The organism is Novosphingobium sp. KACC 22771 (assembly GCF_028736195.1).
GTDB lineage: Bacteria > Pseudomonadota > Alphaproteobacteria > Sphingomonadales > Sphingomonadaceae > Novosphingobium.
Window position 1 is genome coordinate 3,335,455 of the sequence record NZ_CP117881.1, and the last position, 26,326, is coordinate 3,361,780.

Consider the following 26,326-nt stretch of genomic DNA (forward strand, 5'->3'; position numbering starts at 1 on the left):
TTCAGGGCCGCTGCAAGGCACAAGAAGGGCGTCCGGGAAACCGGGCGCCTTTTTTGGTTTTGAAGGGAGATTTTGCCTCCGGCGGGCAAAGGGACTCGTCCCTTTGCAATCCCATTCGTGGGTTGTGCATGGTCGGCAGCGGGGTGGTAACGGCATGAAGTTAGAAAGCCTGCGGCGCGGCGGCCTAGCGCCGATCAGCGCCGCAGGCTTTAAAATTCCGAGGCCGCGTCCGACACAAAAGGACGCCCACTCACACAACACCGACAGTAACGGGATTGCAAAGGGCCCCCACCCTTTGCCCGCCGGAGGCATAAACCTCCCTCAATAATCAATAATCCTTCGACACCTTGGCATTCACACTCTGCCGCCCCGTACTCGCCACCGTGCCGAGCAGCGCCAGCCAACTGGTCAGACGAAACTCGACATTGGTGGCCGAATAGCCGCGCCCGTCGGTGACGATCTCGGCATAGATGTGCCGCCCAAGGTATTTGCCCACAGCCACGCCGGTCTGCCGCCCGATCGTGGCATCGGCCGAAACAAACCGCAGCCGGTCCAGCCCGATCACGCTGCGCAGCTTGTTGATCGGGTCCAGCCCGCCCCCGCCATGGAGCGCGGCCAGCGCCGCCCCCAATTGCAGCGCTTCGGGCGCCGAAATCTGGGTGATCGAATCGCCAAACAGGATGCGCGAGAGCAATTCCTCCTCGGGCAGCGCAGGCACCGAGGAAAACGCGATTTCCGGGCGCAGCGAAGTGCCCCGCACCGTCACCGTGGCCGTCAGATTGTTGACTGTTGCAGTCGCGGCCATATCCAGCCTTGGGTCCACCGGGGTCGATCCGTCAAAGTTGACCCGCCCGCGCGTGAGGTCGAAATGCTTACTGGCAAAGTCATAGCTGCCCTCGACCAGCGTGGCCGCGCCATTGATGGCGGGCTCCTGCAACGCGCCGCGCAATTTCAGATCCGCATTCCACAAACTGTTCAGCCCCAGCCCGGACAGGCGGATATTCCCGCCCGAAGCGTCCACCATCAACCGCCACGGCATCTCTCGCTCGGTTGCGGGCGCAATATCGGCCCGCCGGTTGATCTCGCGCGTGGGCAGGTTGGGCAGGTCGGTCGCCGAACTGGCCTGACCCAGCCGCCAGCGGGCCGAATCAATCGCCAGCCGCCCGGCAATCGTTCCGGTCATGCCGTCAGAAATGATGCGGATCGGCCCTGTCGCGCTTAGCGCCATATCGGGGCGCAAGATCAATTGCGCCCGCCGCGCGGCCAGCGCCACGTCGATCGAAGGCCCGCGTCCCGGTCCCATCTGGGCGAAATCGACCCGCCCACTGCCCGTCACCTGCCCGCCGCCTGGCGCCACGCCCGACAGGGTGCCGAGACTGAGCGCCGAGCCGTCAAAATAGCCTCTGACCGCGACGTTGGAAATATCCGTGCCCGAGGCCGCACTCTGCAACCGCATGCCCTTGCCCGCCAGCGAGCCGCGAATGCTGGGATCATCGAGCGACCCGCTCATATCCGCCGCAATCTCCACCGGCCCGGACAGGTCAAACGCATCCAGCGCCATCAACCGCCACAACGCGTCCGCCGGCCCGGCATAGCGCATCTGCGCCGCCAGCCTTCCCGCGCCCAGCCTCTCATCAAGGGCGCCCGTATCGGCCAATTGGTCAATCCGCGCCTGCAAGCGACCGCGCGTCGCGCCGCCCTCGCTGGCCACCGCGCGCAGATCGAGCGCCCGCGCGCCCAACCGCGTCACCACCGCCACATCGACCGGGCGCGAGGTCAGCATCAGCCCCGACCGCGTCAGTCCCTTGACGACCACCCGCGCCTCGCCCTCGGGCAAAGCCTCGCGCCGCTGCACATAGGTGAGCTTGCCCGACACTTTGCCGCCAAGGCCGATATCGGGCACCACGACGTCGGCCAGCGACAGCGGCATCGACACCAGCCCAAGGTCCAGTTCGGTCGAACCATTGCCGATCAGCCCCTGCGCCACCACGCGCCCGCCGCCAAAGTCGATCTGGCTGGGCGCCAGACGCCAGACGCCGGGGGCGCCATCGCGGCTTTCCACCGTGAACAGCGCCCGGCGCGGCATGGCGATCTTCTGCCCCGCAAAACTGCCCCCGGCCAGCACCGAGATCTTGCCCGGCGCAATATCGCTGCTCACCTGCAGGTCGAAGCGGCTGCCCTTGCGCCCGCCCATGATCGCATTGACCGTGCCATTGCCATCATTGAGCCGCGCCGCCAGCCCCAGCCGCCCGATGAATAGCTTGCCCTTGCCGATCCCCTGCGCAAACAGGTCCGCCGAGAGGGTCGTATGCTCTTTCAGCAATTGCCCGCTGATCTTGACCCGCCCGGATGCGATGGTCAGCGGCCGCTCACCCTCGAAATGGGCGTTGCGGGCATCCAGCGAGGCATCCACGCTTTGCCCGCCTCCGCGCGGCGCCAGAGCGATCAGCCCCGCCACGCCCCCGCCCGATACGGTCAGATGCCCATCGGCCCCATCCTCATCCAGCATCACCGATCCGGTAACATGCGTGCTGGACAGGAGGAAATCGCGCAACTCCAGCCGCGACCGGCCCGGCTCCTTCGGCACAATCAAACCCGCCGTTCCGGAAAACGGACCCGCCGCAGAATTGCCCCGCGCCTCGATCCGCAGCGCCTCGGCCTCGGGCGTCAGCACCAGCAGCACGTCCTTGACGCCCAGCGTTGGCAGCGGATCCTGCAGGCGCACTTGCCCGCGCGGGCCGTCATCGCCAATGCTCACTTCGCCGGAAAAGCTGCCGTAGCGCTCCTGCTGGCCGCGCGCGTTCAGCGCGATACGGCCATCGCCGCCGCGCCCGCCATCGAGAAACATCTGCAAGGAAGGCGCATCAATCCGCCCGCGCGTGACGGACAGATGATTGCCCTGCGCCACCTCGACATGGCCCGCAAAACGCGTTGCCCCGCCCGCCAGACTTTGCAGACTTTGGCTGCTCAATTGGGCAATGGCACCCTTCACATCGGCCGCGACCCGCCATGGCGCGCCCCGCGCCCCGCTGACCCGCACCTGACCCTGCGCATCGGCAGGCCCGAGCGAGAGCGGCCAGCCATGCAGCCCCGCCTTGCCCTGTACCACCCAATCGCCCCGCACCAGATCGATATTCAAACTGGCCCGCGCGGTGCCATGGGGAATGGCCAGCGCCACATCGGGGCTGGTCAGCCGCATGCCCTCAAGCGCCAGCGTGCCCGCGGCACGGACATGGTGCAGTTCGGGATCGAACGTGCCGTCCTGTGTGCGGATCTGCGCGGCGGTCAATTGCACCGGCATCACCCAGCGGCCGCTCTCACGGCGCAGATTGCCATCGGCGGTCATGCCCTCAAACACGGTGTTCTGGCTGCGCCAGCGGGCCGTGCGGGCGACAATATGGGCGCGCGGCGCGGCAAAGGCGCCGTTCATATGCACCCGCGCCTCCAGACCGGCAAATTCGTCATCCTTGCCCAGCGGCAGGCGTGGCCCGCCTTTCAACTGGAGCGTCCAGTCGGAAAAAGCCTGCCGCTTCAAATCCAGCGCGCCCTTGCCCTGCGCACTCAGATTGGCCGCGCGGGCCGAGAGGTCGCCGCTGTAGCGCCCATCGGCCACCACGCCCTTGCCCGCCAGCGCCACCGGCCCGCCGCCCAACGTATGGCGCAACCCTTCAGGCAGCACCGGATCGCTCCACAATTTGCCGCCGAAGCGCACCGCGCCATCACTGTTGGCAAAGGTGAAGGCTGCGGCATTATGCCCGTCCTGCTGCGCCTTGATCCAGCCGGACCAGACCTTCCAGCGCCCCTTGCCCTGCGCCCGCACCTCCCGCGCGGCGCGGCTGCGGGTCAGCGCTGCGAGCAGGCCGTTTTTGGGCGCGTTATAATCCAGCGAGAGGTCGAACCGGTCGCCCGCCTGATGCGCGTCCAGCACCAGCGAGAGCCGATCCTCGCCCCCAAGCCTGCCGTTCAGCCGGATCGCAGCAACCCCCTTGGCCACCCGCAGGCTGCCCTGCGCATCGATCCGCCGCTCCGCCCCCAGCACAGGCTTGGCGATCACCAGCCGCTCCACCGCCACCCGGTCGAGCCGTACATTGAAATCGGGCCATAATCCGGCATCGGACACCGTGGCGCGAAATTCGGGAACCCGCTGCAACGTGGCGCGACGCAGCACAAGCTCGCGGATGTCCAGCCCCGAGGAAAACCAGTTGATCGGGCGCCAATCAAACACGCCCTCGCCCGCGCGCAGGAAAATGCCACGCGTATCGCGCAGCACGATGCCCGACAGACGCGCCCGGCCATAGACCGACCCCTCGATCCGCCCGATCGAAATGCGCAGCCCATTATCCAATTCATTGGCCGCAATAATATCGGCGATCAGGCGATGCCCGATGGGCGTATCCAGCCCGACCAGCAAGGCCGCCGCCCCGCCGACAATGCCCAGCGGCAGGCCCAGCGCATATTTACGCCAGCCCAACCCGCCGCGCGGGCGCTCCGTGGGTGTTTCGCTCTGCTCCGGAACAGGCGGCTGCGTCATCAGAACGCCTGGCCCAGCGCGACATAGACGCCGATCCGGCTGTCCCCCGCCCGCGGATTGAGCGGGGTGCCCACGTCAATGCGGATCGGGCCAAAGCCGGTGCGATAGCGGATGCCCAGACCCGCGCCATAGCGCCAGTCGTTGAATTTGGGCACCGTGCCCGCCTCAACCCCGCCCGCGTCGAGGAAGGGCACCAGTTGCAGCGCGCCGCCAAAGAAATGCGTGTTCACCCGCGCCTCGATGGAAAATTCATAGAGCGAACGCCCGCCCTTGGGCTCGCCCAGCGCGTTGCGCGGGCCGACCAGATTATAGCCATAGCCCCGGATCGAGGCACCGCCACCGGCATAAAACCGCCGCGAGGGCGCAATATAGTCGATATCGCTGCCCGGCATGGTGCCCAGCCTGACGCGGGTAGCCAGGACCACCTTGTCAAGCGAGCGGTAGAAGCTGGCGTCGGCCTGAATGCGGGCATAGCGCGACTGGGTTTCGCGCGCCCAGCTCTGTTCGGGCGAGATGCGCAGCGAGGCGCGGTGGCCTTTAGTGGGATCGAGCAGATTGTCGGTGCTGTCGATCCCCGCGCGCAGCGGCAGCGCGGTGGTGATATACAGGATGCGCCCGGTCGTCACCCCGCTCGGCACGCCCTCGCGCTCCTCCGAGGCTTCGACTTCCAGCCCCATCGACCAAGTCCACGGCTTTTGAAACAACAGGTTGGTCAGCCGCTCATAGCTGGTGGCAAAGGCGACCTTGCGCGCGGCATAGGAGGCGAGCGTGGTGTTGGTGGCGTAAAGATCGACGGTCAATTGCCGGTCGCGGCCCAGAAAATTGGCGCGGCGGAACGTGGCCCCGGCCAATTGCTCATTCGTGCCCAACACCCCGCGCAGTTTCAGCGCGCCTTCGGGTGGGAACAGGTTGCGGTTTTCCCAGCTGGCCCCGACGCGCGCGCCCTGCCCGGTGTCATAACCGATCTCGCCGGCAATCGTGTGGACCGGCGCGCGGCTCATCGCCACGTCCAGCGCCACCACGCCGGGCTGGCCATCCTTGGGCGGGGCGGTTTCGCGCGGGGTGACATTGACGCCTGCAACAAGGCCCGTGGCCAGCACCGCGCGGCGCAGATCCTCCACGTCCTTCTGGTTCCACACCTGGCCCGGCTTGAACCGCGCAATATCGCCCAGATGGTTTGGCGACATCACCCGCGGCAGCGCCGAGGTGATCGCGCCATAGCGATATTGTCCGCCCGGCTCGACCGCCACATCGACATCGCCCTCGTCGCGGGCATGGTCGATGGTCAGCGAGGCGGAGGGCACCTTGGCAAAGGGATAGCCCGCTTCGCCCAGCGCCTTGGCCAATTGGGTCGTGCCCGCCTCAATCGCGTCCTGATCGAGCGGATCGCCGGTCTTGATCGCCAGCGCGGCGCGCAGCCGCGCCGCATCCTTGCCCGTATCCTCCAGCCGCCCGGTGGTAATCGCGCCGATATGATAGCGCGCGCCGGGGTCCATATCGAAACGCACCCCGGTCGGCGGAGCGCTGTTCCCGTCGGCGCCCGGCTCCGGCCCGATCAGCGATTGCGTCACCTCGCCATCGTAATAGCCATAGACCTTGAACAGCTTTTCCAGCAGCTTGCGGTCGCTGCTGCCGCGCACCACTAGTTGCGCCAGCGCGTCTGCATCATGCGCGCCCAGCCCCTGCAGCGCGGACAGATCGCGAAAGCGGCGCTCAAACGCCTCGCGCTCGGGCATGGCGGCGGGATCGGCGGGCCACACCAGCCGCGCCCGGCCAGAGGCCAGCGTGGTCTCGCGCTCCCTTGCCTCGGGGCGGGCGGCATCCCCGGCATTGCGCGCGGCCAGACGCGCCGCGCCCGGCGGCGGCACCCGCGCCATCGCGGCGGCCAGCGTTTCGCCATCCTCCTGCGCGGCAAGAGCGGTGGGGATCGGGATGGTGGCCTCTTCCTTGCCCGGCTCGGGCCAGGGCAGGTCCAGCCCGGCAATATCCTCCATCGGCGAATCGGGGATCAGCGCGGCCAGATTGAGCGGCGGGGCCGAATCCTGCGCGGCAGGCGCGGCAATCGGCACAGCCGACGATGCGGGCGGCGGCGCAACCTTGGCCGCAGGCTTTTTGACCGCCTGCGCCTTGGCCCAGCCTTCGGGATCATTGACCGCCGCATCGGGGATCAGCGCGCGCAAATCATCATCGGCCTGACGCTGCTGCGCGGCCAGCGGCGCGCCGCCCGCCAGCGCCCCCGTCAATGCAAAGGCCAGCGCCGCCCCGCCCAGCCAGTCAGCCCTAGAACCGGCTGCTGCGGCTCCATAAATCCTGCGGATCGCGCTCAACGAATTTGCCGGCTTCAAATCGGCCGGCGTCAAATCGCTCGGCCTCGCCCCGCAGATCGGCGCCGACGGGATCGCGCATGGCGGGGGCAACCGGTTCGGCAGGCGCGCCGCGACCGGCAGTGGCGCGGATAAGCGCGTCCTGTTCATCGTCGGACAGGCGCACCCATCCGTCACGCCCCAGCTTTTCGAGCGGGCGATAGCGGACCTTATATTGCATCCGTTCGGACCCATCGACCCAATAGCCGAGGTACACGTAGGGCAGCCCCTCGCTGGCCGCCCGGCGGATGTGATCAAGGATGATATAATTGCCAAGCCCGGTCCGTGTCGCATGTTCTGGGTCATAGAACGAATAGATCATCGACAACCCATCGCCCTGCCGATCCGTCAGACAGGCCCCCACAAGACGGCCCGGCTGAGAACCGGTCGAAGGCTCCCTATACTCGATCACATAGCTGGTGACCGGCGTATGTTCCACCATATCCGCATAATCCACCTCGTCCATTGTCGCCATGCCCCCGCCGGGGTGGCGTGCGGCAAGATAGCGCTGGAGCAAGGCGAACTGTTCGGCCGTGGACCATGGGTGGCAGACCGAGGCGACCAGATCGCCGTTGCGCTTCAGGTTTTTCTTCTGCGCCGAATTGGGGACAAATTCGCCCGTGACCACGCGCACCGAAACGCATGCGCTGCAATCGACGCAGGAGGGGCGATAGGCCACCGTCTGGCTGCGCCGAAAGCCGATCCGGCCCAGCGCATCGTTAAGCGCATCGGCATGGGGGCCTTTGAGCTCGGTAAACACCTTACGCTCCGTCCGGCCCGCCAGATAGGGGCAAGGCGCGGGCGCCGTTACGAAAAACCGGGGAAAGCGGACGGGGGCGGTCACTGTTTCTGCGATCCTTAAACTGGCCTTAACCTGGCTTGGACGCTTTACGTATTAACCTGCGGGTTGGCCCCGCTATCGGTTATTGCGCGTCCTGGGGCGACTTTATGCCCCGCTGGTTCGTCCCGTCAAAGCGTTTAACCGTGATTTTGGCGCTAAAACGCGCCAATCTCATCCACTGCCCCATATAGGCACAGGGGACCAAGATCGCGTTAACCGGTCCCCTGCGTATTTCCTCAGCTTACCTCGGCCTGCACCACCTCATAGCCCTTGGCGCGCAAAGCGTTAACCAGAGCGTCGATCTGTTCGCCGTCGCGCGCCTCGCATTCGATGTCCGCCGTCAGCCCCTTGGCGGGCAGATGGGTGAAGATGCGCTGGTGATAGACCTCGATGATATTGACCTGATGGCGGTTGAATTCCTCCACCACCTTGAACAGCGCGCCGGGGCGGTCCTGAAGCGTCAGCTTCAACCGCGCCAGACGGCCCGAACGCGCCAGATCGCGCAACAGCACATTGGCCAGCAGGCGCTGGTCGATATTGCCGCCCGACAGGACGATGCCCACCTTCTTGCCCTTGAACAGATGGCGATGCGCCATCACCGCGGCCAGACCCGCCGCGCCCGCGCCCTCAACCACCGTCTTTTCGATGTTGAGCAGCAGGCAAAGCGCGTGCTCCAGCTCGCTTTCCGACACCAGCACGAAATCATCGAGCAATTGCGCCAGCACCTTGGAGGTGAACTCGCCCGGCTCTTTCACCGCGATACCTTCGGCCAGCGTATCGCCGCCGATGGGATAATTGGTGCCCTTGAGCAGATTGTACATCGAGGGATAAAGCTCGGCCTCCACCCCGATCAGGCCGATTTCCGGCTTGATCGCGCGCGCCGCCGTGCCCATGCCCGTCGAGAGCCCGCCCCCGCCCACCGGGATCACCAGCATGTCGAGATCGGGCTGATCCTCCAGCATTTCGAGCGCCACCGTCCCCTGCCCGGCGGCGACCAGCGGTTCGTCGAAGGGGTGAACGAACGTCAGGCCCAACTGCTTTTCCATACTGCGCGCATAGGCATAGGCCTCGTCAAACGTTTCGCCTTCCAGCACGACCTTGCCGCCCACGCTCTCGGTCTGCATCACCTTTACGGTGGGCGTGGTCTTGGGCATGACGATCGTTACGGGCACGCCAAGGCGGCTGCCGTGATAGGACAGGCCCTGGGCATGATTGCCCGCGCTGGCGGCGATAACGCCCCGGTCGCGCTGTTCCTGGGTCAGATGCAAAAGGGCATTGAGCGCGCCGCGTTCCTTATAGGCGGCGGTGAATTGGAGGTTTTCGAACTTGAGATAGATTTCACAGCCGCAAATCTTCGACAGGGTCCGCGAATGGTCCATGTCGGTGCGCACCACATGGCCCGCAATTCGCCCGGCGGCGGCGCGGATGTCATCGATGGTGAGCAGGGGCGCAGCAGCGCCGATTTGCGTGATGTTTGCCTCGGTCATAATGCTGCGCCCCCTAGCGGAAAAACCTTTCCCAAGAAACCGCCATTATGCGCGGATTTTACCTCACCCTCTCGCTTTATCTCCTCTCGCCGCACTTCCCTTATTCCCTTCGCGCGCAAACCGGCTAATACGGCCTGCATGACCGACCCTGCTTCTGCTCCTCGCCGCGTTGCCGTCATCGGACTGGGTGTGATGGGGGGGCCGATTGCCCGCCATCTGGGCCATGCCGGACACAGTCTGACCCTGTATAACCGCACGCCCAAACGGATCGCGCATTGGCGCGAGGCCAACCCCGATATCGAGGTGCGCGAGGCCAACAATGCCGCCGATGCCGCCGATGGGGCCGATGTGGTCATCACCTGTGTCGGCAATGACGATGATCTGGCCGAGGTGGTGCTGGGACCGCAGGGCGTGTTTACCACGCTGCACGCCGGAGGCTTGTTCATTGACCACACCACCGTCTCGGCGCGCATCGCCCGCCAGATCGGGGTCGAGGCGCGCGACAAGGAAATCCGCTGTGTCGATGCGCCGATGACGGGCGCGCAGGCGGGCGCCGAGGCGGGCACGCTGACGCTGATGTGCGGCGGGCGGGCCGATGCGGTGGCTGCGGCCACCCCGGTGATGAGCGCCTATGCCCGGCGCATCGTGCATATCGGCAAGGCGGGCACCGGACAGGCCACCAAGATGGTCAACCAGTTGGCGCTGGCGGGCGTCACGGCGGCGCTGGCCGAAGCCTTCCGTCTGGCCCAGGCCGAGCATCTCGATCTCGACAAGGTCTATGAGGCGATCAGCGGGGGCGCGGCGCAAAGCTGGCAGATGGACAACCGCTGGCACACGATGGCGCAGGAGCGATTCGACTTCGGCTTTGCCATCGACTGGATGCGCAAGGATCTGGGGCTGGCGCTTGATGAAGGGCGCGGGCTGGGCCTGTCCTTCCCCGTCGCCGCGCTGATCGACCAGCTATACGCCGATATTCAGGCCATGGGCGGCGGGCGCCAGGACACCAGCGCCATTCTTCGCCGCCTGCCCAAACGAGGGGTTCGATGAGATTATCTTTTGCCGCGCTGGTCGCGGGTCTGCTGTGCAGCGGTTCGGTTCACGCCGATACGCTGGTCGATCATGTTCGCGGCCTGACGCTGAATGCGGCGGGCAATGTCGAGCGCTTTGACGGCATCATCATCGACCGCGACGGGCGGGTGGCGCAATTGCTGCACGAGGGCGATCCGCGACCGACGCGACTGGATTTCGCCGCCGATGGGCATGGGGCGGTGCTGCTGCCGGGCCTCATTGACGCGCATGCGCATGTGATGGGCGTGGGGATTGCGGCGCTCACGCTCGACCTGTCCGACACCACCTCTCTGGCGCAGGCGCAGGAGAAGATTCGGGCCTATGCCGCGCAATTCCCCGGCCGCCCATGGATCATCGGGCGCGGATGGAATCAGGAATTGTGGCATTTGGGCCGCTTCCCCACGGCGGCCGAACTGGATGCGGTGGTCGGTGATCGCCCGGTCTGGCTGGAGCGGGTCGATGGCCATGCGGGCTGGGCCAATTCCAAGGCTCTTGCCGCCGCTGGCGTGACGGCCGCCACGAAGGACCCCAGCGGCGGGCGAATCGAACGCCTGCCCGCGCCCAAGGTGGCGGGGAAAGTCGCGCCGGGGCGGCCAGCGGGTGTGCTGGTCGATGGCGCGATGGCGCTGGTGGCCAAGATCGTGCCGCCCCCCCGCCCGGAGGACCGCGACGCCGCGCTGGCCAAGGCGCAGGAGATTTTCCTCTCGCGCGGGGTGACGGCGGCGGCGGACATGGGCACGTCCATCGAGGATTGGCAGACCATGCGCCGCGCAGGCGATGCGGCGCGGTTGAGCATGCGCGTGATGGCCTATGGCGACGGCATCGCCAACACGGTGCTGATCGGCGGGCCGGGGCCGACGCCTTGGCTCTATGGCGACCGGCTGCGACTCAACGGGGTCAAGCTCTATCTCGATGGCGCGCTGGGGTCGCGGGGGGCCTGGCTCAAGGCCCCCTATGCCGATGCGGCGACCAGCGGCCTGCCTTTCCTGACCGAGACACAGCTTAAAAACCTGATGAGCCGGGCGGCAATGGATCACTTTCAGGTGGCAGTCCATGCCATTGGCGACGCGGCCAATGCCACGCTGCTCTCGGCCATTGAGGATGTGGCGCAGACCTATCAGGGCGACCGGCGCTGGCGCGTCGAACATGCCCAGATTGTCGATCCGGCCGACATTCCCCGCTTTGGCCGCAACGGCATCATCGCCAGCATGCAGCCGATCCACCAGACCAGCGACCGGACCATGGCCGAGGCCCGGCTGGGGCCAAACCGGCTGAACGGGGCCTATGCGTGGGGCTCAATGCTGCGGGCGGGTTCGCGCCTCGCTTTTGGTTCGGACGCGCCGGTCGAGGTTTCCGATCCCTTTGCGGGCATGGCCGCCGCGATCACCCGCGAAGGGCCCGATGGCCAACCGGCGGGCGGATGGCAGCCGCAGGAAAAACTCACCCGCCTGCAGGCGCTGGCCGCCTATACCACGGGCGCGGCCTATGCCGGGTTTGCCGAAGGGAAGCTGGGCCAGTTGCGGCCAGGCTGGCAGGCGGATTTCGTGCTGGTCGATGCCGATCCCATGACCGACAGCGTGGAGAAAATCCGGGGGGCGAAGGTCATTCAGACTTGGGTCGGGGGCAGGCTGGTTTGGGAGCCGGAGAAGAAGTGAAGGGGTGAATGCGAGGGTCATAACCCTCGCGCTCCCGTTACTGTCTGCGTGGCGCCACGGGTTCGGCGTTGAGTGTCGGACGCAACAGTGGAAATGACAAAGCCTGCGGCGCGTATAGGAATGCCTTCCCGCGCCGCAGGCTTTCAAACCATCAGACTACATCTGCAAACCTGACGCCACCCCATTCACGGGATTGCAAAGGGCCCCCGCCCTTTGCCCGCCGGAGGCAAACCTTCCTACCCCGCGACCTCAACCTCGCCCTCTGCCTCCACCTTGGCCGCACGCTTCTCACCAAACCACATCACCACCAGCGACCCTTCAAACAGGATCATCAGCGGCACGGCCAGCATCAATTGCGACCCCACATCCGGCGGCGTGAGCACGGCGGCCAGCACGGTGATCCCGACGATGACATAGCGCCGCGCGCCCGAAAGCTGCTGACGCGTCACAATCCCCGCCCGGTTGAGCAGCAGCAGCAGCACCGGCAACAGAAAGCTGATCCCGAAGGCAAGGATGAACTGCATCACCAGCCCGAGGTAATCGCCGACGCTGGGCAGCGCCTCCATCTGGACCCCGCCGCGATTGCCCTGAAAGCCCAGCATCCAGCGGAAGGCCGTGGGCATCACCACATAATAGGCCAGCGCCGCGCCCGACAGGAACAGCACAGGCGTGGCGATCAGAAAGGGCAGAAACGCCTTCTTTTCCTTGGCATAGAGGCCGGGCGCGATAAAGGCCCACATCTGGTTCGAGATCACCGGAAAGGCCAGCATGAAGGCGGCAAACAGCGCCACCTTGAGGTCGACAAAGAAGGCCTCATAGAGCTTGGTATAGATCAGCTTGCCCCCCGTGCCCGCCGCATCGCGCAGCGGCTGGACCAGAAAGGCCAGAATCGGGTTTACGAAATAGAGGCAGATGCCAAATGCCACAAAAAGCGCGGCAATGGATTTGAGCAGACGCGAGCGCAGTTCGACCAGATGCTCGATCAGCGGCGCTTGCGACTCGTCGATATCCTTGATTTCAAACGCCATCTTTATTCGCCCTTGGCCTTTTCGACCGGTTGATGGCCATCATGGGGATGATCGGGATGGTGCGCCGCATGCTCCTGCGCGCTGGCCGAATAGGGATCGACGGGCAATGCCGCGCCCGGCAATTCGGAGGCCGGCAATTCAGAGGCCCCCAATTCGCCCGCCGCCAAAGGCTCGCTGGGCGCATGGGCAACCACCTCGGGCGGCAGCGCCGCCACGGGCAGCGCCTCGGGCGGGTTGGCCTTCATGATCGCCTCATTCTGCTCGCGCCATTTCTTTTCCATCTCCTCCATTTCCGCCTCGCGGATCATGGTTTCGATGCCCGACCGGAAATGGCCCGAGACACGGCGCACCGTTCCCATCCATTTGCCGATCGTCCGCATGGCGCGGGGCATATCCTTGGGGCCGATCACCACCACGGCGACCACCGCCGTCAGCAGAAATTCCGAAGGGGCAATGTCAAACAGCACAGTGCGTCAGGCCAATCTTGCGAGGAACAGGTAAGAAAGGCTCAGTTCTGGCCGGTCTTTTCTTCGGTTGCAGCAGGCTTGACCGGCTCGCCCTTGCTCTCGATCTGGGCCGGAGGGGGCGTTGCGGGGCGGTCGGTTTCGTCGGCCATCCCTTCCTTGAAGCTTTTGATACCCTTGCCGAAATCGCCCATGATGTCGGACACGCGGCCGCGACCAAACAGCACCAGCACGACCAGCAGAACGATGACCCAGTGCCAGACAGACCCAAAACCCATGATACCAACTCCTTGTGGCCCCGCCGAGCCGGCATTTATGGCCGGGCGTGGGCATTTTGATCCTATCTAGGCACTTTCTGGCGGCGGCGCCAGCCCATCCGCTGATTGACGTAGCGCTTCCTCACTCTTCGGATCACCGGCCGGTTGCCCCATCAGCGCATCATAGGCCTCATCGACCGGATCGAGCAGGCCTGTGGCGCGCAATTCCTCGATTCCGGGCAGGTCGCGGCGGCTGGTCAAACCAAATTCGGCCAGGAAAGCGGGCGTGGTGGCATAGATGACCGGCCGCCCCGGCACCTCGCGCCTGCCCGCGATGCGCACCCATCCGGCTTCCATCAGGACGTCCACGGTGCCCTTGGCGGTCTGGACGCCGCGAATCGCCTCGATCTCGGCTCGGCTGACCGGCTCGTGATAGGCGATGATGGCGAGGCATTCGGTGGCCGCCCGCGTCAGGCGGCGCGGCTCCTCATGCATGGGGCGCAGCAGATGGGCCAGATCGGGCGCGGTCTGGAAATGCCAGCGCCCGCCGCGTTCGACCAGTTCAACCCCGCGCCCGGCATAATGGGCCGACAATTCCCGCAAAGCCTCGCGCACCGCCGCCTCACCCTGCCCCAGATGGCGGGCCATCGCCTCGACGCCCATCGGCTGGGTCGCGGCGAACAGCGCGGCCTCCAGCGCCCGGATCAGCGGGCTCATGCGCTCAGGCTCCGCAAGCGCAGCGGGCCGAACACGTCGTCCTGCACGATCTCTACCCGTCCCTGCCGCGCCAGTTCGAGCGCGGCGACAAAGCTGGAGGCCAGCGCCGAGCGCCGCAGCCTTTCATCGCTCCACTCCGCCTGCGCGGCGGAGGGCAGGAATTCGCGCAGTTCCACCCAGTCGAGCCGCACCCCCAGCATCGCCGACATCCGCGCCAGCGCCGAATCCAGCGTCATCACCTTGCGGTCGCGCACGATATGGACCACCGGCGCATTGCGCGCCTTGACCTGACCATAGGCCGCGATGAGGTCATAGAGGTCGCTCTGCCACACGGCCTTTTTGCCGATTTTCAGCCCTTCGGGCGCGCCGCGCAAAAACACATCGCGCCCGATCCGGTCACGCGCCAAAAGCCGCGCCGCCGCCTCGCGCATCGCGGCCAGACGTTGCAGCCGCAATTGCAGGCGCAGCGCCAGTTCTTCGGGGCTTGGCTCCTCCTGCTCTTCCTTGGGCAGCAGCAGCGAGGATTTGAGATAGGCCAGCCACGCCGCCATCACCAGATAATCGGCGGCCAGTTCCAGCTTGAGCGCCTCGGCGGCCTCGACATAAGCAATATATTGATCGACCAGTTCAAGGATCGAAATGCGCCGCAAATCCACCTTTTGCCGCCGCGCCAGATCAAGGAGCAGATCGAGCGGCCCTTCCCAGCCCTCGATCTCCAGCATCAGCGCATCGCGCCCCGACCCCGCAGAGGAAGGCGCCGCAAACAGGTCTGCGCCCTCGCCCTCCGGGAGGGCACTATCGTTCACACCAGCCCCAGCAATGCATCGCGCGTGGCGATGCATTCCGCCTGCCGCTCCTGCGCCAGACCGGGCGACAGGAAAGTCCCCGCCATCGCCCGCGCCAGGCGCGCCGCGCTTTCCTCGCCCATGGTCGGGCAGGCCTGCGCGATCCCCACCATATCCTCCATCCGCGCCCAGCAGTTGAGCACCAGATCACACCCCGCCGCCAGCGCCCGTGCCGAACGCTCGGGGATCGTGCCCGACAGCGCCTGCATGTCGATATCATCGGTCAGCAGCAGGCCGTCAAAGCCGATCGCCCCCCGGATGATCTCGGCAATGATGCGCAGCGATTGCGTGGCGGGCGCATCAGCGTCCCAAGCGGGAAACAGGATATGTCCCGTCATCCCGATCTTCGCTCGCGCGGCCAAGGCGCGGAAGGGCGCAATGTCGCGTTCCAGCGCATCGGCGTCGGCATGAACGGTGGGCAATTCCTTGTGGCTGTCGGCCCCGGCCCGGCCATGGCCGGGCATATGCTTGATCACGCCCGCAACACCCGCCGCCTCCAGCCCTTCGAGGATGGCCCGGCCCAGCGCGGCCACCCGCATCGGCTCCTCGCCCAAGGCCCGGTCGCCGATTACATCATGCGCGCCGGGCTCGCGCACATCGACGCAGGGCCAGCAATCGACCGTAATGCCCGCCTCGGCCAAATCCAGCCCCAGCGCCTCGGCATGGGCGCGGGCCGCCGCAATCGCGCTGGAGGGCGCCACGTCATAGAGCCGCGCAAAGGGCTCACCGGCCGGATATTTCGCCCAGACAGGCGGCTTCATCCGGGCCACGCGCCCGCCTTCCTGATCGATGCTGATGAACAGATCGTCGCGCCCGTGCAGCGCGCGCAAGTCATCGGTCAGTGCCCGCAATTGCGCGCGATTATCCACATTGCGGCCAAAGAGGATATAGCCCGCCGGATCGCTATCCCGAAAGAAAGCGCGCTCGTCGTCAGAAAGGGTCAGGCCCGCAAGGCCGAAAATCGCCGGTATCATGCCCCATCCGTTGCACGTAACGGCGCCTGCGCGCAAGTTCCGCTTAATGCTTTACCTGACAGGGCAGGCCATCGGCCTTCAACCGCTCGCACAGCCCCGCCCCGCCCCCGGCATTGGTGACCAACTGGAGGCGATAGACCGTGCCCAGATCGATCTTGGCCGAGACCACGCGATGGTTCATGCCCTTGAGGATCTCGTGCCCCTGCACCAGACGGCTCCAACCCGCCGCCGCCGCGCTCTCGCTGGTGTAGGCCGCGATCTGGACCACACCACCGGCCGGGCCGTTCTCTGCAGGGGTCGCAGGTTTGGGGGCGGCAACGGGCTTGGCCGCCGCCACCGCTTCGGGCTTGCCGCTTTCCGGTTTTGCCGCCACGGGCGCGCCGCCGGCAAAGCTCGCCCCTGCCGCTGCCGCGGTCGAGGCGGCCGCTTCGGCCGCATTGGCGCCCGCCGCTGCGGCTTCGCCGCCCGCCAGTTGCGCGGGGCGCTCCTGCCCTTGCGAAACGGCAAAGCTGGAATCGCCCGTCCCGGCAAATTGCTTGCCGCCCGGATCCTTGGGCGCTTCCTTGTAATTTTCCGCAGGCGCGGCAATCACGCTGCCATCGGCCACGGGCGCGCCATTGTCGGGGCGATGGGTGAAATACCAAAAGCCCCCGACCGCCGCCGCCGTCAGCGCCAGACCCGCAGCAACGGCCACGGCCACGCGCTTGCTGTCGACGCCCTCATATTCCTCGTCATCGTCCGATTCGAGCCATGGGAGGCGGTCATGGTCATCAAAGCGCGCCTGCCTGAGCGCCTCGTCAACGCCGTGCAGCGCGCCGTCATCGCGGCCCGGCACAGCCTCGCGCGCATCCTGAAACCATTGCTGCGCGCGGGTTTCGGCCTCCTGCATCGGCGCTTTGGCGTCCTGCGCGAGAACACCGGCCTTGTCCGCCAGCGTCGCGCTGCCGCCCAGCGCGGCATCGCGGGCGCGGCCGATCAGGTCCTTGGCCCGCGCCTGCGCGTCGCCCGCCATATCGGGGCGCGGCTGGAATGAGGGCTGGACCGGCGGCTGGGCAAACCGGTTGCCCTGATTCCAAAACCCATCCTGGCCGTCCGACATGGCTTACATCTCCTCGACAGCGGTCACGCCAAGAATGGCAAGGCCGTTGCGGATGATCTGCCCGATTTGCGAGGCCAAGAAAAGCCTCGCGCCGGTAAGCGTCCCGTTTTCGGACACAATAAAGCGCTTGTCCGGGCGATCATTGCCGACATTCCAATAGGCGTGGAAGGCAGCGGCCAGATCAGCGAGGAAGAAGGCGATGCGATGCGGCTCACGCGCGGCGGCGGCGGCCTCGACCAGACGCGGGAACTGCGCGCCCGTGCGCACCAGCGCCAGTTCTTCCTCGCCCAGCAGGTCGAGCCCGTCGGCCGAAGGCGCAAAGCCTTCCGCCGCGCCCTTGCGCAGGGTCGAGCAGATGCGCGCATGGGCATATTGCAGATAGAACACCGGATTGTCCTTGCTGGCCTCAACCACCTTGGCAAAGTCGAAATCCATCATCGCCTCGGGCTTGCGGGTCAGCATGGTGAAGCGCACGACTTCCTTGCCCACTTCCTCGACCACTTCGCGCAGCGTCACGAAATTGCCGGAACGCTTGGACATTTTCACCGGCTCCCCATCGCGCAGCAATTGCACCATCTGCACCAGCTTCACCTCGAAGGGCTTTGCGGCCCCATCGCGCCCGGTCATCGCGGCAACGGCGGCCTTGATGCGCTTGACGGTGCCCGCATGGTCCGCGCCCCAGATGTCGACCAAGGCATCGGCGGCCTGCGCCTTTTGATAGTGATAGGCCAGATCGGCGCCGAAATAGGTCCAGCTTCCGTCCGACTTCTTGATCGGGCGGTCCTGATCGTCGCCAAACTTCGTGCTGCGGAACAAAGGCAGCGCCACCGGCTCCCAATCGTCGGGCAGCTTGCCCTTGGGCGCTTCCAACTCGCCATCATAGACCAGATCGACCGAGCGCAGCCAGGCTTCGGCTTCCTCGGGCTTACCCGCCGCCTGAAGCTCCGCTTCGGATGAGAAAAGGTCATGCTCGATGCCCAGCAGCGCCAGATCGTCGCGGATCATGTCCATCATCTTGGCCACGGCGCGCACGCGGAACAGCGCCAGCCATTCGGCCTCGGGCGCATCGGCATACGTGTCGCCAAATTCCTCGGCCAGCGCCTGGCCCACCGGCACCAGATAATCGCCCGGATAGAGCCCTTCGGGGATCTCGCCCACAGCGCGGCCCAGCGCCTCAAGATAGCGGACATGGGCGCTGCGGGCCAGAACCTGCACCTGCGCGCCCGCATCATTGACGTAATATTCGCGGATGACCTTATGCCCGGCCCATTCCAGCAAGGAGGCCAGCGCATCGCCCACCACCGCGCCGCGGCAATGGCCCATATGCATGGGACCAGTGGGGTTGGCCGAGACATATTCGACGTTCACCGTCGTGCCCGCGCCCACGGCCGAGCGGCCATAATTGCCGCCCTGCGCGCCGATCAGCGCCAGTTCGCCCAGCCATGCCGCATCCGACAGGCGCAGGTTGATAAAGCCCGGCCCCGCGATCTCGGCGCTCTTGACCTGCTCCAGCTTTTCCAGTTCCGCCACCAGTTGCGTTGCCAGCGCGCGCGGATTGGTGCCCGCAGGCTTGGCCAGCACCATCGCCGCATTGGTGGCCAGATCGCCGTGCGAGGGATCGCGCGGACTTTCCACCGTCACGGCGCCTCGGTTCACCCCCTCGGGCAATTGCCCTGCGGCCACCAGCGCATCGAGCGCGGCGGCGACATGGCCTGCAAAGGCGTGAAAGATCGGGGCGGCTTGATCGGCTTGCTGTGTCATGCCAGCGCGCCTAGCGAATTTACGCCGCAAACGAAAGGCCGCAAAAATAAGGGGGCCGCCAAGCCCCCCGGAAATCAACGCGTGCCGTTATACTGAAGCTGTTCAGGCGTGAGCTGGAAACCCACCAGCACCTCGAAGGTGGCCTTGGCCACCGCCGCGCGCACTTCGGGATCGGTCAGCGGGTCGATCGCGGCATCCGCCTCGCCCGCCTTGCGCTGTTTGAGCAGACGGGCGCGCACCGCGCTGTCCAGCGTGGCGTCGGCCTTGTTGATCGTCGCCCCGCCCGAGGCCATTACCTCGCCGCGCGTCTGGCCGTCGGCAAAACGCACCGTGGCCGTGCCCAGACGCTTGGCGATGACGACATTGCCGCCGCGCACCACAGTGACGAAATAGGGCAGGTTGACCACCCGTTCGCCGCGCCCGTCAGCCCGCGTGGCCAAAACCTTGAAGGTCACATTGGCCTCAACCGGGCTGCTCTTGGGGTCGCACTGGCTGCGCACATCGGTGATCGCCCCGGTCAGGTCGATCGCATTGGCATTTTGCCCGCCGCCGAAACGGAATGTGGTGATATCCCCGGTGTAATCGGCAATGCCCACCGCCGGACAGGTCGAGCGCACCGCCGTGATGCCCACGCCATCCTGCACCACCAGTTCACCCGTCGACTTGCATCCGGCCAGCAGCGCCATGGCGCCCAGCAGCCCCGCCCCGCAAGCGACTTTGGCATTCATTTGGCGTGTACGAAAGGGCATGACAGACTCGTTCCTTCAACATTCCTGTTCGCTGCCCTAGCGGCGCGCGGCGCAAAGCGCTAGAGGCGGGTGTATGAACACCGCCTTTCCCGCCCCCGCCGATTCCATTTCTCTACAGCCGCTCAAGCTGTTGATTGCCGCGCCGCGCGGATTTTGCGCCGGTGTTGATCGCGCAATCGAAATTGTCGAGCGGGCGATTCGCAAATATGGCGCCCCGGTCTATGTGCGCCATGAAATCGTCCATAACCGCTATGTGGTCGACGGGCTCAAAGCCAAGGGCGCGATCTTTGTCGAGGAACTCGACGAAGTGCCCGATGGCGTGCCGGTGATCTTTTCGGCGCATGGCGTGCCCAAGGCGGTGCCTGCGGCGGCCGATGCGCGCGGCCTGCAATGGCTCGATGCCACCTGCCCGCTGGTGTCCAAGGTCCACCGTCAGGCCGAGCGCCAGATCGAGGCGGGCCGTCATATTCTCTTCATCGGCCACAAGGGCCACCCCGAGGTGATCGGCACCTTCGGTCAGGTGCCTGATGGCCATATGACGCTGGTCGAAACGGTCGAGGATGTGGCCAAGCTGCCCTTCACCACGCAGGACACGCTTGGTTTTCTTACGCAGACCACACTCTCGGTCGATGACACGCATGAGATCGTCGAGGCGCTCAAGGCCCGCTATCCCCAGATCCACGCGCCCCGCGCCGAAGACATCTGCTATGCCACGTCCAACCGTCAGGCCGCCGTCAAGGCGATTGCGCCGCAATGCGATCTGGTGCTGGTGATCGGCGCGCCCAATTCGTCCAATTCGATGCGTCTGGTCGAGGTTTCGGATCGCAGCGGCACGCCCTCGCGGCTGGTGCAGCGTGCCGATGAGATCGACGTTTCCTGGCTCGACGGGGTCAACACATTGGGCCTGACCGCCGGGGCCAGCGCGCCCGAGGAACTGGTGCGCGAGGTCATCGCCCGCATCGGCCAGTGGCGTCAGGTCGAAGAGGAGACGGTGGTCACCACCGAAGAAAACATGATCTTCAAACTGCCGCGCCAACTGGCTGGCTGAAGCGAGGCGGCAATGGCGGTTTATACACAATTGGGCGCCGAAGCGCTGGCTGCGCTGATCGGCGAATTTGCGGTGGGCGATCTGGTTTCGGCCAAGGGCATTGCCGAGGGCGTGTCCAATTCAAACTGGCTGATCGAAACCACCGGCACCGGATCGGGGCCAAAGCGCTTCATCCTGACCATGTTCGAGGGCCGGACGGAAGTGGCCGAATTGCCCTTCTTCCTTGGCCTGCTCGACCATCTGGCCGACAAGAAATGCCCGGTGCCGCGTACGATCCATGACCGCGACGGCGCCAGCTTCCGCTGGATCGATGACAAGGCGGTCACGCTGATCGAATTCCTGCCGGGTGTTTCGGTGTCTGAGCCCACGCCCGGTCAGGCGCGCTCGGTGGGCGCGGCACTGGCGGGCCTGCACTTGGCCGCCGCCGATTTCCCGCAGAGCCGCGCCAATGACCTAAGCCTGGCCGGATGGCGCGGGCTGATCGACGGTTGCGGGGCCGATGGGCTGGCGGGGATTGATCCGGCTCTGGCGGGCCTTGTGGCGCGCGAAATGGCGGTGATCGAGGGCGAATGGCCCGCCGACCTGCCCCGCTCGATCATCCATGCCGACCTGTTCCCCGACAATGTGCTGATGCTGGGCGATCAGGTGACGGGGCTGATCGACTTCTATTTCTCCTGCCATGACATCATCGCCTATGATGTGGCCGTGACCCATGCGGCATGGTGCTTCTCTGGCGACGGGCGGGAATTTCATTCGGACATTTCCGAGGCGCTGCTGGCCGGTTACGAATCGGTGCGTCCGCTCTCCTATGCCGAAATTGCCGCGCTGCCGGTGCTGGCGCGCGGAGCGGCGATGCGCTTCCTGTCCACCCGCGCCTATGACTGGATCAACACCCCGCCCGATGCGCTGGTGGTCAAGAAAGACCCGATGGCCTTTGCCCGCCGCCTGCAATTCTATGCCGCCAACCCCGGCGTGTTCGGGGCATGAAGCAGGTCGAGATTTTTACCGACGGGGCCTGCAAGGGAAACCCCGGCCCTGGCGGCTGGGCGGCGCTGCTGCGCATGGGCGAGAGGGAGAAGGAACTGGTCGGCGCCGAGGCGCAGACCACCAACAACCGCATGGAAATGACCGCCGTGATCCGCGCTCTGGCGGCGCTCAATCAGCCCTGTCAGGTCAAGCTCTGCACCGACAGCAAATATGTCATCGACGGCATCACGCAGTGGGTGTTCGGTTGGCAAAAGCGCGGCTGGGTCAATGCCAAGAAAGAACCTGTGGCCAACGAGGATCTGTGGCGCGAGATGCTTTTGGTGTCCAAGCCGCATAAGATCGACTGGCAATGGGTGCGCGGGCATAATGGCCATGCGGAAAATGAGCGCGTGGACAAGCTGGCCAGTGATGCGGCGGTTGAGGTGGGGAAGAAGAAGTAAGGGATAGATGCGAGGGTCTAGACCCTCGCGCTCCCGTTACTGTCCGCGTGGTGCTTACGGTTCGGCATTTGGTGGCTGGCGCAAGGTGGGGATGTTAAAGCCTGCGGCGCCTCTTTTCTTCCCGCGAAGCGGCTTACCCCCCAAACGAAAAACGCCCTCACGTTGCCGCAGGAGCGCTTTTCATTAACGGGATTGCAAAGGGACCGAGTCCCTTTGCCCGCCGGAGGCATCAAACCCCCAAACGATCACCCATCCAGCCCATAAGCCGTATGCAGCAAACGCACCGCCAATTCAGTTTCGTCCGAATCGATCAGCACCGAAACCTTGATTTCCGAGGTCGAGATCGCCTGGATATTGATCCCGCGATCGGCCAGCGACTTGAACATCATGGCCGCGACGCCCGCGTGGCTGCGCATGCCCACGCCCACGACCGAGATCTTGGCGACCTTGGGGTCGGTCGAGAGCTTTTCATAGCGGATGGTTTCGCGGTTTTCCTCCAGCACGGCCACCGTGCGGTCGAGGTCGGCGGCGGGCACCGTGAAGGTGACGTCCGTGTCCGTATCGGCGCGGCCAACGTTCTGGATAATCATGTCCACGTTGATGTTGGCTTCGGCCAGCGGGCCAAAGATCGACGACACGGCGCCCGGGCGGTCCGGCACGGCGGTCAGGATAACCTTGGCGTCATTCTTGTCGGCGGCGATGCCGGTGATGAGTTGGCGTTCCATATCCAGGCCCTCAAGTTCTTCGTCGGACACGATCATCGTGCCGGGCAGTGTATCAGCAGCAGGAGCGTTTTCGTCGATGAAGGAGGAGAGCACCTGAACGCGCACCTTTTCCTTCATGGCAAGGCTGACCGAGCGGGTCTGAAGCACCTTGGAGCCGACGCTGGCCAGTTCCAGCATTTCCTCATAGGTGACATTCTTGAGCTTGCGCGCCTTGGCGACGATGCGCGGGTCGGTGGTGTAAACGCCGTCCACGTCGGTGTAGATGTCGCAGCGATCCGCCTTCAGCGCCGCCGCCACGGCCACGGCCGAGGTGTCCGAACCACCGCGACCCAGCGTGGTGATGCGATTGTCCGCCGTCAGACCCTGGAAGCCGGGGATCACGGCGATTTCGCCGCGCGCCATGCTGGCAAGGATCTCGTCGGTGTCGATCGATTCGATGCGGGCCTTGGCGTGCGCGTCATCGGTGCGGATCGGCAATTGCCAGCCCAGCCACGAACGCGCCTTGGCGCCGATCGATTGCAGCGTCAGCGCCAAAAGGCCGCTGGTCACCTGTTCGCCGCTGGCCACCACCACGTCATATTCGGCGGGGTCATACAGCGCGTTGGCTTCACGGCAGAAGTTTACCAGTCGGTCGGTTTCACCCGACATGGCCGACACCACCACCGCCACCTCGTGCCCGGCTTCTTGCTGACGGCGCACAATGCCCGCCACGCGCCGGATGCGCTCGGTGCCGGCCATGGAGGTGCCGCCGAATTTCATGACGATCCGGGCCACGGTCACAGGCTCCTTAATTGAAACAAAATTACACGCGAGGCACTTGCCCCGCTTGGGGCTGGCGCTTTAGGTAGGTCCCATGAGCAATGCAACGACTATTCGCCCCGAGGAAGCCGCCCATTTCGGCAAATTGGCCGCTCAGTGGTGGGATCCCAAGGGTTCCTCGGCCATGCTGCACCGGCTGAACCCGGTTCGGCTGCGATTTATCCGCGATGCGGTGGATGCCCATTTCCATGCCGATTCGCGCTCTGTGCGGCCTCTGGTGGGGCGGCGGGCGCTCGATGTCGGCTGCGGCGCGGGGCTTTTGTGCGAGCCTCTGGCCCGGCTGGGCGCGGCCGTCACGGGCGTGGACGCGGCGGCGGAAAACATCGCGGCGGCGCGCGAACATGCCGCTGGCGGCGGCCTGCCCATCGAATACGTCTGCGGCGATGTCGGGGCGCTGGGCCTGTCGGGCTATGATCTGGTCACCAGCATGGAGGTGATCGAACATGTCGCCGACAAGCCCGCCTTCCTGCGTGCGCTGATCGGGGCGATGGCGGACGACGGGCTGATGATCCTGTCCACCCCGAACCGCACGCCGCAATCCAAATGGCTGATGATCGAGGCCGCCGAGCGCATCGGCATGGTGCCGCGCGGGACGCACCATTGGGAGGACTTCATCACCCCCGCCGAACTGGCGTTGATGCTCGAAGATCTGGGGATGCAGGTGGGGCAGCCGATGGGGATTGCTTGGAATCCTCTGAAGGGTCTGCATCTGTCGGATGATATGGCGTTGAATTATATTTTGACGGTGCGGAAGGCCGGTTAAGCGGGTTTTGCCTCCGGCGGGCAAAGGGACTCATCCCTTTGCAATCCCATGACTGGGGTGGCGTAAAGTCGGCAGGGTGGTAATTAAAGCAATGGAATAAGGCCTGCGGCGCGGCGGCCTGACGCTAAAAAGCGCCGCAGGCTTTCAAATTCAAACCTGGCACCAGCACCCAAGGCCGAACCCATAGCACAACGCCGACATTACCGGGATTGTTAAGGGCCCCCGCCCTTAACCCGCCGGAGGCATCCTAACCTTAACCGCCTCCACCACCTGCGTCTCCCGCTCCCCCCAATTCCCATCAATACGCTCATAACGCACCCCTGCCCGCACCAGCATCTCCTCCGAGACAGCGGCGAAACGCGCCCGCGCCTCATCGGTGCCGAAAAAGCGTGTGCCGTCGGCCACCCACGGCACGTCGGGCGAGAAGAGGAGGTAGAGATCGGCCTTGGGGTAGGCAAAGAGTTCGTCAGGCGCGTGCCCGAAGAGCATCTGCGCCCAGGCGGCGGTCATCAGCGGATCGGTATCGAGGATCAGCACGGGGGGCCGCGCCTCGCTGGCGCGCAGCATGGCGTCGTTCTGGCCCCGGGCCATGGCCAGCAGGTCGTCCATGGTAAAGTCCGTGCCGTGCGTCTCGGCATAATCGCGGCCATATTCAGGCACCCATGGCCAGCCGAACCTTTGTTGCAACCTTTGCGCCAGCACCGATTTGCCCGTGCTTTCCGCGCCGTGGAAACAGATGCGGATCATGCCCGCCCCGCCTTCATCCATTCGCGCAGGCCCAGCACCGAAAGCACGAGGAACCCGACATAGAGCGCCGCTGTGGGATAAAGCCCGCGATTGATGTAAAGCGCCACCGAGGCCACATCGATCGCGATCCACAGCATCCAGTTCTCGGTCTTGCGCAGGCCCAGCAGGATCTGCGCGGCAACGCTGGCGCCCGTCACCGCCGAATCGGCAAAGGGCATCGCCGCATTGGTAAAGCGCGCCAGCGCCCAGCCGAGGTTAAGGCTGAGCGCGGCCGTGACCAGCGCCCAGACGATGCGGCTGAACGGACTGAGCCAGCCGACCGGAACATCCTCGCCCACGCCTTTGCTGCGCGCCCAGAGCCACCAGCCCCAGCCTTGCGCGGCAAAGAAAAACACCTGAAGCCCGCTCTCGGCATAGAGGCGCTTTTCAAGGAAAACAAAGACGTAGATCGCCACCATCGCCATGCCAAAGGCATAGTTCCAGACCGAGCGTCGGACGAGCAGCGCGATATTGACCAGCCCCAGCGCGGCGGCCACCCATTCCAGGGCCGAATACCAGCTCTCGTCCATCGTCTTGCCTTCCGTGGCGTTTACCGCAGCGCCGCTTCCCACTCGCTGGCCTTGAAGCCCACCAGAAGGCCGCCCTTGTATTCCACGATGGGCCGCTTGATCATCGAGGGGTTCTCCACCATCAGCGAGACGGCAAGATTGTCATCGACCATCGCGCGGATTTCCTCGGGCAGCTTTTTGAACGTCGTGCCCGCGCGGTTCAAAATCTTGTCCAGCCCGGCCTCGATGATCCAGTTGGTCAGCTTGTCCTTGTCCGCGCCTGCCTTCTTGTAGTCATGGAAAGCATAGCTGATCCCATTGCCCTCCAGCCAGTTGCGCGCTTTTTTGACGGTATCGCAATTGGGGATACCGTAGAGGGTGATGGTCATGAAAATTCCTTGGATAAGTAG

The 26,326-nt window shown here is 65.4% G+C and carries 23 protein-coding genes; 6 read left to right on the forward strand and 17 right to left on the reverse strand.

All coding sequences use genetic code 11. The features are described from left to right. Window positions 1–328 precede the first annotated feature (328 nt). The 4 genes from PQ467_RS15255 to PQ467_RS15270 all read right to left on the reverse strand — a co-directional run bounded on the left by PQ467_RS15255 (window position 329) and on the right by PQ467_RS15270 (window position 9,222). The gene (locus PQ467_RS15255; RefSeq protein ID WP_274174223.1) at window positions 329–4,531 is read right to left on the reverse strand and encodes a translocation/assembly module TamB domain-containing protein; all 4,203 of its coding nucleotides are present in this window, start codon (window positions 4,529–4,531) and stop codon (window positions 329–331) included. After that, a complete protein-coding gene (locus tag PQ467_RS15260; RefSeq protein WP_274174224.1) occupies window positions 4,531–6,858 on the reverse strand; it encodes an autotransporter assembly complex protein TamA in 2,328 nt (775 codons plus the stop codon). The genes PQ467_RS15255 and PQ467_RS15260 overlap by 1 nt, the downstream gene beginning before the upstream one ends. Continuing rightward, the gene (locus tag PQ467_RS15265) at window positions 6,812–7,738 is read right to left on the reverse strand and encodes an arginyltransferase (RefSeq protein ID WP_274174225.1); all 927 of its coding nucleotides are present in this window, start codon (window positions 7,736–7,738) and stop codon (window positions 6,812–6,814) included. The genes PQ467_RS15260 and PQ467_RS15265 overlap by 47 nt, the downstream gene beginning before the upstream one ends. Before the next feature lie 233 nt (window positions 7,739–7,971). Beyond that, window positions 7,972–9,222: a threonine ammonia-lyase gene (locus PQ467_RS15270; protein ID WP_274174226.1), complete on the reverse strand. Its 1,251-nt coding sequence runs from the start codon at window positions 9,220–9,222 to the stop codon at window positions 7,972–7,974. A 138-nt stretch (window positions 9,223–9,360) separates the two neighbouring features. Between PQ467_RS15270 and PQ467_RS15275 the strand changes: the two genes are divergently transcribed. Then, window positions 9,361–10,269 (forward strand): NAD(P)-dependent oxidoreductase, encoded by a 909-nt coding sequence (locus PQ467_RS15275; protein ID WP_274174227.1) that lies wholly within the window; start codon window positions 9,361–9,363, stop codon window positions 10,267–10,269. Next, a complete protein-coding gene (locus PQ467_RS15280) occupies window positions 10,266–11,945 on the forward strand; it encodes an amidohydrolase (RefSeq protein WP_274174228.1) in 1,680 nt (559 codons plus the stop codon). Before PQ467_RS15275 ends, PQ467_RS15280 begins: the two co-directional genes overlap by 4 nt. Before the next feature lie 236 nt (window positions 11,946–12,181). On the opposite strand, the gene tatC is transcribed toward PQ467_RS15280, so the two are convergent. The 9 genes from tatC to PQ467_RS15325 all read right to left on the reverse strand — a co-directional run bounded on the left by tatC (window position 12,182) and on the right by PQ467_RS15325 (window position 19,839). Beyond that, window positions 12,182–12,973: a twin-arginine translocase subunit TatC gene (gene tatC / locus PQ467_RS15285; RefSeq protein WP_274174229.1), complete on the reverse strand. Its 792-nt coding sequence runs from the start codon at window positions 12,971–12,973 to the stop codon at window positions 12,182–12,184. Between the two features lie 2 nt (window positions 12,974–12,975). Next, entirely contained in the window at window positions 12,976–13,440 is a 465-nt protein-coding gene (tatB, locus tag PQ467_RS15290) for a Sec-independent protein translocase protein TatB (RefSeq protein WP_443192958.1), read from the reverse strand. Between the two features lie 41 nt (window positions 13,441–13,481). After that, window positions 13,482–13,715: a twin-arginine translocase TatA/TatE family subunit gene (locus PQ467_RS15295; protein ID WP_274174230.1), complete on the reverse strand. Its 234-nt coding sequence runs from the start codon at window positions 13,713–13,715 to the stop codon at window positions 13,482–13,484. A 66-nt stretch (window positions 13,716–13,781) separates the two neighbouring features. Further along, entirely contained in the window at window positions 13,782–14,411 is a 630-nt protein-coding gene (gene scpB / locus PQ467_RS15300; RefSeq protein ID WP_274174231.1) for an SMC-Scp complex subunit ScpB, read from the reverse strand. After that, on the reverse strand, window positions 14,408–15,217 hold the full coding sequence (locus PQ467_RS15305) for a segregation and condensation protein A (protein WP_274174232.1): 810 nt from the start codon (window positions 15,215–15,217) through the stop codon (window positions 14,408–14,410). Before PQ467_RS15305 ends, scpB begins: the two co-directional genes overlap by 4 nt. Further along, a complete protein-coding gene (gene nagZ / locus PQ467_RS15310; RefSeq protein ID WP_274174233.1) occupies window positions 15,214–16,230 on the reverse strand; it encodes a beta-N-acetylhexosaminidase in 1,017 nt (338 codons plus the stop codon). The genes PQ467_RS15305 and nagZ overlap by 4 nt, the downstream gene beginning before the upstream one ends. 43 nt (window positions 16,231–16,273) lie before the next feature. Continuing rightward, a complete protein-coding gene (locus PQ467_RS15315) occupies window positions 16,274–17,329 on the reverse strand; it encodes a hypothetical protein (protein ID WP_274174234.1) in 1,056 nt (351 codons plus the stop codon). A gap of 3 nt (window positions 17,330–17,332) precedes the next feature. Then, window positions 17,333–19,090 (reverse strand): arginine--tRNA ligase, encoded by a 1,758-nt coding sequence (argS, locus tag PQ467_RS15320; RefSeq protein WP_274174235.1) that lies wholly within the window; start codon window positions 19,088–19,090, stop codon window positions 17,333–17,335. Between the two features lie 74 nt (window positions 19,091–19,164). Continuing rightward, entirely contained in the window at window positions 19,165–19,839 is a 675-nt protein-coding gene (locus PQ467_RS15325; protein ID WP_274174236.1) for a hypothetical protein, read from the reverse strand. 73 nt (window positions 19,840–19,912) lie between these two features. Between PQ467_RS15325 and ispH the strand changes: the two genes are divergently transcribed. Genes ispH through rnhA form a run of 3 tightly spaced genes read left to right on the forward strand, consistent with a single transcriptional unit; the run spans window position 19,913 to window position 22,314 of the window. Next, the gene (gene ispH, locus PQ467_RS15330) at window positions 19,913–20,887 is read left to right on the forward strand and encodes a 4-hydroxy-3-methylbut-2-enyl diphosphate reductase (RefSeq protein WP_274174237.1); all 975 of its coding nucleotides are present in this window, start codon (window positions 19,913–19,915) and stop codon (window positions 20,885–20,887) included. Window positions 20,888–20,899: 12 nt separating this feature from the next. After that, a complete protein-coding gene (gene thrB, locus PQ467_RS15335; RefSeq protein ID WP_274174238.1) occupies window positions 20,900–21,874 on the forward strand; it encodes a homoserine kinase in 975 nt (324 codons plus the stop codon). After that, window positions 21,871–22,314, forward strand: coding sequence for a ribonuclease HI (rnhA, locus tag PQ467_RS15340; RefSeq protein WP_274174239.1), 444 nt, complete (start codon window positions 21,871–21,873; stop codon window positions 22,312–22,314). The genes thrB and rnhA overlap by 4 nt, the downstream gene beginning before the upstream one ends. Window positions 22,315–22,559: 245 nt before the next feature. On the opposite strand, the gene PQ467_RS15345 is transcribed toward rnhA, so the two are convergent. Next, a complete protein-coding gene (locus PQ467_RS15345) occupies window positions 22,560–23,813 on the reverse strand; it encodes an aspartate kinase (protein WP_443192959.1) in 1,254 nt (417 codons plus the stop codon). A 79-nt stretch (window positions 23,814–23,892) separates the two neighbouring features. On the opposite strand from PQ467_RS15345, the gene ubiG reads away from it, so the two are divergent. After that, window positions 23,893–24,621, forward strand: coding sequence for a bifunctional 2-polyprenyl-6-hydroxyphenol methylase/3-demethylubiquinol 3-O-methyltransferase UbiG (gene ubiG, locus PQ467_RS15350; RefSeq protein ID WP_274174240.1), 729 nt, complete (start codon window positions 23,893–23,895; stop codon window positions 24,619–24,621). Window positions 24,622–24,849: 228 nt separating this feature from the next. On the opposite strand, the gene PQ467_RS15355 is transcribed toward ubiG, so the two are convergent. From PQ467_RS15355 to PQ467_RS15365, 3 genes are read right to left on the reverse strand one after another with little or no spacing between them, the layout of a single operon-like run. After that, window positions 24,850–25,368 carry an ATP-binding protein gene (locus tag PQ467_RS15355; protein WP_274174241.1) on the reverse strand — a complete coding sequence of 173 codons (519 nt, stop codon included), beginning with the start codon at window positions 25,366–25,368 and terminating at the stop codon, window positions 24,850–24,852. After that, window positions 25,365–25,979, reverse strand: a complete 615-nt coding sequence (gene pnuC / locus PQ467_RS15360; RefSeq protein ID WP_274174242.1) for a nicotinamide riboside transporter PnuC — start codon at window positions 25,977–25,979, stop codon at window positions 25,365–25,367. The genes PQ467_RS15355 and pnuC overlap by 4 nt, the downstream gene beginning before the upstream one ends. Beyond that, window positions 25,958–26,305 carry an arsenate reductase gene (locus PQ467_RS15365; RefSeq protein WP_274174243.1) on the reverse strand — a complete coding sequence of 116 codons (348 nt, stop codon included), beginning with the start codon at window positions 26,303–26,305 and terminating at the stop codon, window positions 25,958–25,960. The genes pnuC and PQ467_RS15365 overlap by 22 nt, the downstream gene beginning before the upstream one ends. Window positions 26,306–26,326: the final 21 nt, after the last annotated feature.